A 12,018-nucleotide genomic window follows, 5' to 3' on the forward strand; every position below is an offset into this window, starting at 1 on the left:
TTATTTTTCCTCCAGCCAACGACAAACGTCTTTTGCGTGATAAGTAATAATTAAGTCAGAACCTGCACGCTTCATACCTAATAATGTTTCAAGTACTACAGCCTTTTCATCTATCCAGCCATTTTGTGCAGCTGCTTTTACCATTGAATATTCTCCTGAAACATTATACGCAACTACAGGTATAGGGAAGCTATTTTTCACATCACGAATAATATCCATATATGCCAGTGCGGGTTTAACGATCAGAAAATCCGCGCCTTCTTCTACATCTGAAGTTGCTTCACGAATTGCTTCCATTCGATTTGAAGGATCCATTTGATACGTTTTACGGTCACCAAATTGAGGTGCGCCTTCAGCTGCTTCACGGAATGGACCGTAATAGCTTGATGCATATTTCACGGCATAAGACATTATCGGAATATGCTGGAATCCTGCTGCATCTAATCCTGCACGAATTGCCACAACAAAGCCGTCCATCATATTCGAAGGGGCAATAATGTCAGCACCCGCTTTTGCTTGTGAAACAGCAGTACGAGCCAACACATCAAGTGATGGATCATTCAATACCTGCTCTCCTTCAATCACACCGCAATGACCATGGTCAGTAAATTCACATAAACAAGTATCTGCTACTACTAATAAATTAGGGTGACGATCTTTAATTAATCGAGTCGCTTTTTGAACAATTCCATGGTCATGGTAAGCTCCAGTACCAACAGCATCCTTCTCAGCCGGAATACCGAATAGAAGGACAGCTTGAATGCCTAAATCAACAATTTCATCTACTTCGGCATTTAAATTATCCAATGATAATTGAAATACACCAGGCATAGAGCTAACAGGATTTTTAATATTTTCGCCTTCAATAATAAATAATGGATAAATTAAATCTTCTTTTTGTAAGTATGTTTCTTTTACAAGGGCACGCATCGCTGCACTTTGGCGTAAGCGACGGTGACGCTGGAAATAAAGTTCTGTCATTTTGTCTGTTCCTCCAGGATGAGCTGCTCAATAACAGCCTGCATCGTATAGATTTTTGGTTGTACAATTGGTTTTACCCCATATTTAGCAAGGGCGGATGTTGTTACATGACCAATTGAGCCAAATTTAACATATTGCCAGTCCACATTCGGAACGATATGCTCAGCATAAATGTCAACTGCAGATGGACTGGCAAAAATAACAATTGGTTCTTCGTGTTCAAGTATGCATTGCTCAAGCTCCTGTAAATAAGTTGTACAAGGACGTGTTTCGTAAACTGTCCATTCGTCTGCCCCTGTACCGTCATGAATTGTACTTTTCGCCATTGAACCACGTATAAATAATGCACGTTCTGTTGGCTCCATGACAAATTCCTTAACGAATACATCAGCACTGTAAATAGTCGGCATAAAGTGAATAGGATAGCCGTGCTGTTGTAAAAGTGCAGCTGTTTTCTCTCCGACAGCTGCGACTTTTATAGACGACGGAACCTTCATTCTATTACGCTCACACTTATTTATAAAGCTTGCCACTGCATTCTGACTCGTAAAAATTAACCATTGATAAGAATCGAAATTATCCGCAAACATTTTATCTTCATCCGAAACTATTTCAGCCGTTTCGATTAATGGATAATTATATACTTCCCCACCGTGCTGCTCAATTAATTGCTGCACTGAACGTACAACCGCTGAACCTGTAATAATTATTGTTTTTCCTGAAAGAGCATTACTCGGCATCAAGCTCAGCCTTTACTTTTTGAATTAAATCAAAGGCGCCTTGCTCTGTTAATTTTGCGGCAACTGCTTTGCCTAATTCATCAGCATTTGTTCCTGATAATGTCTCTTTATATGTCACAGAAGCATCCGGTGCAGCGACTAAACCTGTTAAAGTAAGTGTTTCTCCATCCGCTATTGCATAGCCAGCAATCGGAACTTGGCAACCGCCATCCATCGCCGCTAAAAATGAACGCTCAGCATGTGCTGTATTCCAAGTTGTTTTATCTGTTAGTTTCGCTAATTGTTCAAGAAGCTCTTTATCATCAGCACGACACTCAATCCCTAAAGATCCCTGTGCAACAGCCGGTAGACAAATATCTGTATCTAAATATTCAGTTACGACATCATTGCTCCAGCCAAGACGTTTTAAACCAGCTGCAGCCAAAATAATCGCATCAAAGCCTTCTGTTTTTAATTTGTTTAAGCGCGTGTCAACATTTCCACGAATCCATTTAATTTCAAGGTCCGGACGCACCTGTAATAACTGGGCGCTTCGTCGTAATGAGCTCGTCCCAACTACTGCTCCTTTTGGTAAATCTGCAAATTTCACATGACCATTTGATATAAAGGCATCACGCGCATCTTCACGTGGCGGGATACACCCAATAACAAGACCTTCCGTTAATACTGCCGGCATATCCTTCATCGAGTGCACCGCAAAATCGATTTCCTTATCAAATAAAGCTTGTTCAATTTCCTTTACAAAAAGACCTTTACCCCCAACTTTAGAAAGCTGAACATCTAAAATTCGGTCTCCCTTTGTAACAATCTCCTTTATCTCAAAATCAAAAGGAACGCCTGCAGCCTTTAATTCATTAATAAACCATTTTGTCTGTGTTAATGCTAATTTACTTCTACGAGATCCTACAATAATTTTTCTCAATATACTCCGACCTTTCTGTTAAACCCATAGATGGAAATTTGATAATTTGCTGCCCAGAAAGAAATTTATGACGACGAGCAAAAATAAACCAACATGCACTTGTGCATATGTCGTCCCAACTAACCTACCTCTTTGATGCAGCAAGAAAATAATTAAGTAAATAACGGATACTATGAAAGAACCTAAAATTTTAACATCAAAAATAGAAACATTCTCTAATGTTAAAAATGCCCATTCCAACCCTAAAATTAAACTTATAAGCAGCAATGGGATTCCGATTATTGTCGATAGATTAATCCATTTAACCATTTGTTGCAAACTTGGCAATCTTGCCCACAAATTATTTAACTTTTTCCGCTTTAAGATTCGATATAAAATTAGATATAGTAGCGAAAAGACAAACGCAACAGAAAAAGCAGCGTAAGACATAATCGCAAAGCTAATATGGATCAATAACATTTCCGAAACTAAAGAATCTCCCACAATTTGAGCATTTGATTGAGGTGCAAATAAATGGATTGTCATGAATATAAAACTCAACACATTTATAAAAAATACCGGTAAGTCGACACGCGCAATACAATGCAGCACAATCGACAGCGTAGTTAAAAGCCACGCATAAAAGAATACACCCTCATACAAAGACAAAATGGGGAATCGCTTCGTTTCGAAAATAAACAATACTAAAAATAATATTTGCAATATCCATACAATCGAAACAAACCAAAAAGCAACGCGTCTGAGTTTTACATTTTTATAAAGATAATCTGTAAAATACAGTACGATACAGAGCGCATAGAGAATAATCATAAGCTCATATAATCTTGTCATTACTAGTTCTGTCATATGCACCCTTCTCCTATTTAAAACTGAAACACCTTACGAAAAAAGCGCTTTCGGTATCTATGATTTTACCATATAGATACGAAAACGCTTATTGTTTTATTTGTTAAGGCTCAATGTCTAATGGCTATTGTTCAATTAATAAGATAAACCCGGACTTAAGTTTGCTTCTTTAACTTTTTCATTGGATTTTGATTTAACTGCGTGTAGCTGCTGTACTTCTTGCTGCACTTCATCTTCAATTCCAAAAATTTGCTGGAATAGTGCAAGCTGGGCTTCTGCATCTTTCTCATTAGCAAGCTCCTTTGCCTGAAGAATAGGCGTTTTCAGCAACTGATTAATAATTGACTTCGTATGCTTATTAATAATTTTCCGCTCACGTTCCGTCAAGTTTGGCATTTTATTTTCAATGCTCATCATAGTTTCTTCTTGAATGGATGACGCTTTTTTACGCAAGGCAGAAATAACCGGAACAACACCCAGTGTATTAAACCAATCTTTAAATTGAATGATTTCATCATGAATCATAGTCATAATTTCATTTGCCGCACGCTCACGCTCCGCCAAGTTCGCTTGTACAATTCCTTGTAAGTCATCAATATCATATAGAAAAATATTCGGAACATCGCCAATACGCGGATCTAAATCTCGTGGCACTGCAATATCGACCATAAATAATGGGTCACCCTTACGGAATTTTGCAACGTCCTTCATTAAATCATAATCAATGACATAATCTGTTGCTCCAGTAGAACTGATTAAAATATCTGCTTCTAGAAGCGTACATTGTAATTCATTCATCGCTTTTGCTTTACCATCGAATTTTGATGCTAAATTTTGAGCTTTTTCAAATGTCCGATTAATAACCGTAACTTTCCCTACACCGTTGCCATAAAGATTTTGAATTGCCAGTTCGCCCATCTTACCGGCACCTAATATTGCAACATGTTTATTTTGTAAAGAACCGAAAATTTTCTTAGCAAGTTCTACCGCTGCATATGAAACAGATACTGCATTTTCACCAATCGCTGTTTCATTATGGGCGCGTTTTGCAAATGTAACCGCTTGTTTAAATAACTGATTGTAAACGGTTCCAGTAGTACCTATTTCTTGACCCTGTAAAAAACTTTTCTTAACTTGTCCTAAAATTTGTGTTTCTCCCAACACCATTGAATCAATGCCCGCCGTTACACGGAATAGGTGATTTAACGATTTATCCTCTTCATAAATGAATAAATGATCTTCGAATTGATCCATTGGGATGTTAAACCAGTTAGCCAAAAATTGTTTAATATAATAGCGGCCAGTGTGCAATTGATCAACAACCGCATAAATTTCCGTACGGTTACAAGTAGAGATAATTACGTTTTCTAATATGCTTTTTTGCTTTTGTAGCGCTTCCATAGCATTCGGAAGATCCGATTCGATAAACGATAACTTTTCACGAATTTCTACTGGCGCTGTTTTATAATTCAAGCCTACTACTAATGTATGCATGAACCTCTACACCTCACACGTTCTAATTCATAGATTATATTGTAACATAAAGTTAGCATGACTCACGTTTAGTTTGTGAACATGCTATGAAAGTATTTGCAAAATATGATAAGTCAAATCCTCTTTTCCGATTTTTTGCGGTAAGAGTTGAAAAATTTTTTTACTACGATGATATATACCCTAAATTCAAAAATTTAAATTAGAATTATTCTAATGTAAGTTTAACAAAGTTCGACAATGATTTCAATGATACAAACTAAAAAAGAAGCTCACTTTTGTAATGAGCTTCTTTTTTGTCACATATTATGAATTTTTGTTGCAATTACATTCCCTGATTCATCAAGAGCTTGGAATTCAACTTCTACGTATAAATCAAATTCAGGGAATTCGTACAATTGCGGTCGATGCATAAAGCGAGATGAACCACGTTCAGGTAAATCATAACGCACATCTCCACTTGGCGAAATAAATACGACACGCACCGCTTTTACATTTTCACAGCCTGTATTTACATCAGCAAGAATTGTCACACGTTCTTCTATTCTTACATCTGTACGATTAAAGATTGTGTCCCCTACTAAACAACTATTGTTCATAGTAGGCATTTTACATAAAATCGTAGTAATAATCGACTGTAACGAACCATGTAAATTTTCTATTGTTGAGATATTTTGATACGTACCTTTTGTTTCAGATGAAATATCTTTCAGTAATTTTTCATTCACAGTTGTATACGAACCAACCGAAACAGTATGAATTGCAATGCCTTTCTCTTTTGCCATTCGGATGACCTCATCTAAACCATTACTGTTCGAATAGCCATCTGTAACTAATACAATCGCTTTATTTGTATATTGATTTGTAGTGAAATTATTCACTGCCGTTTTTAATGCTGCTACAATATTCGTCGAACGATTTTCATTTTTATAGCTCAATAAACTATCGATACTTGAAACGATTGCTGCAGTATCTGTTGCTTCATGGTTTGAACGATTGCTGAATCGATACACATGACTCGGCTTAGCTCCAATTTGCTTCACTGTCTGCTTCACTTTATCTGCCGTATAGTTTTTCGCATCTCGTACTTTCATCGAACCTGAATGATCGACAACAAACATCACTTCAGATTCAATGGCACAAAGATTATTTTCAAAGCGGGGATTTGAAAATACAGATTGTGTAACTGTTGTATTTTTTAATCCTTGGAAAATTTTATCATAACGTGGATCCAAGTCAATTAAGCGTGCTTTCACCTGAGAATTGCCATATAGGATATCATCAAAGTATACAACTGCAGAGCCACGGCTACCCGTGTTATTATTGTAGTCCTTTGTATTCGTATCAAATGATACAACACGTGTTTTTCCATTGAACGTTACTTCTACCGTCCCTTTGTAATCAGTAATAATAACACCGCTTGGCGCCACTAAATTAACAATTACTTTCGTATACCGATCCATACCTTCCGGACGCTGCTGCAATTCTTTTCCTGCTTGTAAGACCGCAATTTTTGATACAGCACCTTCCAGCTTCCCGATTAAATCCGCATAATCTTTACGCAGTAAATTTTTATCAATTTGTCCTAAACGATCATACATTGCTTTTATTACTTCAACTGATTCTTCATGTGCCAATGTAATTTGATCTGCAATCGGCAAAAACTTGCCTGTTAAATAAATAATTACAGCATGTAACATAGAATTGAAAGGAACCGTATCTTCTTCACTCATGACGCCCTGAAGATCATATGTTGCTCGCCCTTCATTGTTTACTGTGTACATTACTTTAGCACTTCCTAAACCGCCCCATGAAGATTCATCTTTTGGACCTTCAATCATATAGTCTAAAATTTGCTCAAATAACCAAACAGAAATAATTTGACCCTCTAATTTCAAGTCGGCATTTCCGTATTGAATGTCCTTTGAAGTGACTTGACCTTGTGTTAATTTACCATCCGAAGTAGTATACGATTCCCATTTAGATCCCGTCATAACTTTCATATCTTCATCATAATTGGAAATTGTAATAATTCCATTTGTTGTAAACGGCACAGTAGTAGTCTCAACTACACCTTGTGGTAAAGCCGGTAATGGTCTCACTCCTGGATCAACAGTCCCGCCATTCCATTCTGTCTGTTCTGGATCAAATACTTCATACGTAATACGAAGTTCTGCTTTTGGTACATATCGCATTGCCACTTCGATCACTTGATTTTTATATGTGTGATATTTCTCCGTTGGGTTGACCATTTCAAAGCGAATCGTATCGACTACTGACTTTGTTAGTGCAGGTGCCGTCACGTATACGTTAAGTTGTGGTCCGTCTGTATATACTACTGTCGATTGCCCACTTGTACTCGCATTCGTTTCCGATACTTTCGCCCCCGCTACAGAAGTAACTTTAAAGGCAAGAGATTCATCATATGATATGTCATTGCCATAACTATCACGTAAATTAATTGTAACTAAAGAGGAATCGAGGCCATTGGCAGTTAGTTCTTCCTTTGCTACTTTAATGTCTTTTACAGCTTTGTATATATCTGGTCTAGTTGTTTTATCATCCGGGTTTTTCCCTGGCTTGGTCGGAATTGCAACCGTTCCATCTTTACTTTCAACAAAGTTTGTTGGTAATGTTATTTTATTATTGTCCTTACCAGTAGGAGCACTTGATAATCCTTCAATCGCCATTTTCCCTTGTTGATTAATGCGATACATAAATACAGCCATATCACCACGGTTAATATTGCGGGTCGGCTTATAGTCCTCAAATGTTCGCTTGCCTGATGTACCCGTAGTGATTTCATTCATATATAAATATTGAACTGCTTGTACTTCCGATAAATCCAAACCATTCACCGCCGCATATAAGCGAGCAAAATGACCTCTGGAAATATTTGCATTACGCTTTGCTGGATTGTCCGCTCCATATAGCGGTATATTTAAATCCTTGTAATATTCATACAACATATCCTTATTATTCGTATTAAAGTGATAGTTACTATCTAACTTCGCCAAAAATTGAAGCATTTGCCATTCCATAACTAGAGTGCCTGATTGGAATTTGTTCCCGCCATATAATTGCATATAATCTTTGTCTACTGCCCATTTAGCTGCTTTATATTTCGAATTAGATTTGGCAATATCCGAAATTTGCTTATTTGCTGCTTCCACCTCTATTGGACCAAAGGGAAAAGCTAAAGAGAGAACTAGAAGACAAGATAGCAGCATTGCCATTAGTTTCTTCATTTTATTCATTTTTGCAACTCCTTAGTTAAAAAACAGAATATTGTCACGGTAGTTTTCTTTTAAATCCGTTTCTAAATAGCGTAAAAATCGTTCAATAATCGCTGAAGATTGTGCGCGTGTTAACGTACCTTTGGGATTGAAATAACCGTCGCTGCCGGACATTAATCCTAACTGTGTCGCTACATAAATTGCATCCCGTGCATAATCGGTAATTCTATAATCATCTTTATAGTCTGTTGTATAGCCTGGATCTGGTGCTTTTCCTTCTAAACCTAGGGCACGGACTAAAATTGTCGCTGCCTGCTGACGTGTTAAAAAGCCGTCAGGGTCAAAAGTATTCGGATTGGTTCCTTTAATAACACCCTTGTTTACTGCTGCACCTAAATAATTGTAGTCTTTCGCTGTACGCTTTACATCTTTAAAAATTGTTGGTTGTGAAGAAGTACGGCGATTGTTATTTTCTTCTAATACACGCAGGTCTATTGCTTTACCAATTGCAACGGCAAAGTCAAAACGTTGCACTGGTGTATTCGGAGAAAAGAAATTTGATTGGTCATCCAAAATGCCAAGTGAATATAATTTCTCAATTTGCTCACGAGCCCAGTTTGTTGATAAGTCACGGAACTTTGGAATTTTCAGCATTTCGAGCTTTGGCATATAGTCAATATTACTAGCAACTTTTCCTCTGCCTGCCGGTAAATCGTATTCATATTCAGATAATGAATCTGCCGAACTTACTGTTTTATAGTTTCCATTGAAACTGGATAAAGTAGCGTCACTTTGATTGAATTCCAAAGTACGTGATTTAGCAGTTGAAACTTTATTTTTCACTGTCCCAATTGATCCATCTTCATAAACAATTTCAAAATCGGTAATTTGGGTTTCAGTTGCACCCCAGAAGTTTTCGTAACCTTCATTTCGACTGTTTGCCTCTACTGTAATTATTTTCGTCACTGCATCTCTTCCCCGACCTGTCGATTCGGTATACGTTTTACGGGCAATCGCTTCTCCAGAATAATAATCCGATGCCGGACGCTTGTCTGTAATGGTACTTTTAGAGAGCTGGTAATCCGCCAATGTAAATGTGCGGTCTCCAATTGTAATTTTTTCTGTAAATTTTGTTACGCTACCAGTCGCTGAACTTTGACCAACTTGATCATAGTTTGTTACATCATATGTATACGTAAAGTTTCTAGTTAATTTTTCTCCACTTGGTCCTGTTAACGTAAATTTATATGTTTCGGTTAACTTACCTTGACGCTCTGTCTTGTTTACTGAAACGTTTTTATTAGTTCCCGTAAATTTAATCGGTTTCCCCGTTAAAAAGAAATATTCTTCGTATTCATACTCATTTTTAACTCCACCTGTTATATCAATTGACTGCGCTGAACTAGTCGATGGGTGGATAAGTAGTACTATAATTAAAAACGAACATGCCGCTACGAAGTTTAAACTAAGCTTTTTCCCCACTAAAATGTCCCTCATTTCCTCATATTTTCCTTTAAAGTTGTATTGGCATGTGAGAAATCCCCTCACATGCCATTAAACTTTTAGTTTACTAGTAGTACATATACATCGGATGTGGAACGTGCAATTGCAGTTACATGACTCCCTTTATAAATCTCCTCAATATCAACCACTTTTCCATCTTTAACTATCATTGCTTTTGATAAGTCTAATGTAAGTGAACCGTATCGGAAGTTCCAGTGTCCATCGTTCCCCCACTGGCTGCTATTATTTAATGAAATCTTTTTCGTGTTGAAATTCACAGAGCTTACTCGTCCTGTCAAAGTTAGCGTAGCCAACCTTTCGTTTGGAACAAAGTGAATTCCTTGAATATGTCCATCATTTACATAGAAGTATCCGTAATACGGATTTGGCGAATTTGTATAATTATCGTATAAATCTAAATCCAATTCAGGAATTACTTTAAATTGCTTTGTACCGTCCAGTTCAGAAGCAATTGTAGAATTACTGTATCCAAATTGGGAAATACGGTTATCCGAATTCCAGAAATGATTGTCAAAACGCTGCAAGTCAGATAAGTCGACTTCGTATGCATCTAAATCTGCTACATCAATTCGGCCAAAGTAAAGTTGGTATTTTGATAAATTCGGTGCTAAAAACGCATCATTTGTTATATTCACAACATGTGCATAGTCATTTTTTGCACCGCCATCCGTTAATACAAAGGCTGTTGTAGAAATTGGTTTCTGTGCTAAATCCAATGCAATTAATCCTTCAGGTTCTACTAATCGTCCGTTACGTATTAAAATTGAACCGTTATGGTAATTTAATTTCTGTGAATTTTTTAGCTCCAGCATATTTACACCAATATTTACACTTTTAATTGGTTGATAGAATGTACGTTCATTTTTAGCTAATACAATAATTTTATCGATAACCTCTTTATTGAATTGGGCTTTTGTCACAAAATAAATATCGCTGTTGCTGTAGTTTTTTAATTGATTTTTTGATATTTTTTTGTTTCCTGCATAAATGGTTGTATTATTTGTAAAGTTGAATGTAGCCTTTGTTTTTATGCTTCCAGTTCCGAATCGCCAATCCAATAAAGTATGGGCATTTTTTACATTTAGCGTATTTTTATTGGTATTAACCGCATTTAAATTCGCTTTATATAAATCTGCAACCGTATTGGCTGTGCTCATAATATTAATCTCGGCAATGCGTGATGTATTGGCTGTAGCAAATTTCAAACGTACACGGTCCCCTACGTAAAGGTTACTAATATCTACAAAAGATTTTCCCTTAAACACTTCTGTATTATTAGTAACGGTATATGTTTTCGTGGATGACCCATCTACCTTTACTCGCATTTGTAAACCGTTTGGATCAATTTGTGTTACAACACCTGAAATTTGTTTACTGTTTTCAACAATCGAACCGTCGCCGTCATTTGTAGAACCGCGTAATTCAGAAATCTTACCTGATTTTAGTTTAATAGTGACACTCATACCTGCTTTAAAACCATCTATATTTGTCAGCGTATTATTAATATAGAATTTCCCTGTGTTTGAAAAGTTAAATGTTGCTGTTTTTCCAGAACTATTTTTCAAAGTAACACTTTTTAATGTACGCGTTACCGTTCCGTTCTTATCTTCAGTTTCATCATAATTCGCTTTCATAAAGGTATATGTAGTAGATGCTTCAGCTTGTTGACCTATCGGTAGAATTGCTAAAGCAAGTGTAATTGCTGTCAGCAGTGTTACTATTTTTTTAAGCAATTATTTCGCCTCCTCATTCATTACTTCTCATTATTTTTATTTCAAAATGGCTTTATGTAACCTTATTTCTTAAAATTCATAATTAAAACTCTTTATCTTATTTATAAAGTCTAGAGCTCAATGTTTGTACAAATTTACAAATAATGTTACATCACCTAATTTAGTTTACCAAATTACCCAGGCAATAGCATCGAAAGTCTTTATAAATTATATAGAGACATCAATTGTATGACCTAGTGTTGGGTGGGACACATCCATTACTTCAATTAATTGTTCTATGCTTTGTTCTTGAAATTCCATTGATTGTTTTGTAACAGCTAATGAAACAGTTTGCATTAAATCCGCTTGTTTCATCGATATTGCTAAAGCTGCGATATCCATATGTAGCACCTCCTACAATTTTTATCGACAAAACAACATTAATATCAAGTAATTATTATAATTTTGATGAAGACTGAACTGTTATTACTGCAGTAGATTAAAAGAGAGATATTTCCAGTAATTTGTTTTTTAAAACCTAAAAAAAGAACAACTTCGAATTTAAT

9 protein-coding genes are annotated in these 12,018 nt (G+C 36.3%); all 9 read right to left on the reverse strand.

From position 1 onward, the window contains the following. The 9 genes from hemB to SNE38_RS09025 all read right to left on the reverse strand — a co-directional run bounded on the left by hemB (position 1) and on the right by SNE38_RS09025 (position 11,854). A complete protein-coding gene (gene hemB / locus SNE38_RS08985; RefSeq protein WP_191702731.1) occupies positions 1–981 on the reverse strand; it encodes a porphobilinogen synthase in 981 nt (326 codons plus the stop codon). Beyond that, a complete protein-coding gene (locus SNE38_RS08990) occupies positions 978–1,721 on the reverse strand; it encodes a uroporphyrinogen-III synthase (RefSeq protein ID WP_191702732.1) in 744 nt (247 codons plus the stop codon). Before SNE38_RS08990 ends, hemB begins: the two co-directional genes overlap by 4 nt. Beyond that, positions 1,711–2,643 (reverse strand): hydroxymethylbilane synthase, encoded by a 933-nt coding sequence (hemC, locus tag SNE38_RS08995; RefSeq protein WP_336046359.1) that lies wholly within the window; start codon positions 2,641–2,643, stop codon positions 1,711–1,713. The genes SNE38_RS08990 and hemC overlap by 11 nt, the downstream gene beginning before the upstream one ends. 18 nt (positions 2,644–2,661) lie before the next feature. Next, on the reverse strand, positions 2,662–3,489 hold the full coding sequence (gene ccsA, locus SNE38_RS09000) for a cytochrome c biogenesis protein CcsA (RefSeq protein WP_191702734.1): 828 nt from the start codon (positions 3,487–3,489) through the stop codon (positions 2,662–2,664). 135 nt (positions 3,490–3,624) lie between these two features. Beyond that, on the reverse strand, positions 3,625–4,983 hold the full coding sequence (hemA, locus tag SNE38_RS09005; RefSeq protein ID WP_191702735.1) for a glutamyl-tRNA reductase: 1,359 nt from the start codon (positions 4,981–4,983) through the stop codon (positions 3,625–3,627). 296 nt (positions 4,984–5,279) lie between these two features. Beyond that, complete coding sequence (locus SNE38_RS09010) at positions 5,280–8,237, reverse strand: VWA domain-containing protein (protein WP_336046360.1); 2,958 nt, start codon at positions 8,235–8,237, stop codon at positions 5,280–5,282. Between the two features lie 12 nt (positions 8,238–8,249). Then, on the reverse strand, positions 8,250–9,698 hold the full coding sequence (locus tag SNE38_RS09015) for an S-layer homology domain-containing protein (protein WP_191702737.1): 1,449 nt from the start codon (positions 9,696–9,698) through the stop codon (positions 8,250–8,252). An 80-nt stretch (positions 9,699–9,778) separates the two neighbouring features. Beyond that, positions 9,779–11,473, reverse strand: a complete 1,695-nt coding sequence (locus tag SNE38_RS09020) for a phosphate ABC transporter ATPase (protein ID WP_191702738.1) — start codon at positions 11,471–11,473, stop codon at positions 9,779–9,781. Between the two features lie 207 nt (positions 11,474–11,680). Continuing rightward, positions 11,681–11,854, reverse strand: coding sequence for a YjfB family protein (locus SNE38_RS09025; protein ID WP_191702739.1), 174 nt, complete (start codon positions 11,852–11,854; stop codon positions 11,681–11,683). Positions 11,855–12,018 lie beyond the last annotated feature (164 nt).

The organism is Solibacillus ferritrahens (assembly GCF_037027585.1).
GTDB classification, from domain to species: Bacteria; Bacillota; Bacilli; order Bacillales_A; family Planococcaceae; genus Solibacillus; species Solibacillus ferritrahens.

Excerpts from the sequence above, each read along its gene's own strand:
- hemB (WP_191702731.1), bottom strand. The coding sequence starts at position 981 with ATGACAGAACTTTATTTCCAGCGTCACCGTCGCTTACGCCAAAGTGCA.
- SNE38_RS08990 (WP_191702732.1), bottom strand. The coding sequence starts at position 1,721 with ATGCCGAGTAATGCTCTTTCAGGAAAAACAATAATTATTACAGGTTCA.
- ccsA (WP_191702734.1), bottom strand. The coding sequence starts at position 3,489 with ATGACAGAACTAGTAATGACAAGATTATATGAGCTTATGATTATTCTC.
- hemA (WP_191702735.1), bottom strand. The coding sequence starts at position 4,983 with ATGCATACATTAGTAGTAGGCTTGAATTATAAAACAGCGCCAGTAGAA.
- SNE38_RS09010 (WP_336046360.1), bottom strand. The coding sequence starts at position 8,237 with ATGAATAAAATGAAGAAACTAATGGCAATGCTGCTATCTTGTCTTCTA.
- SNE38_RS09025 (WP_191702739.1), bottom strand. The coding sequence starts at position 11,854 with ATGGATATCGCAGCTTTAGCAATATCGATGAAACAAGCGGATTTAATG.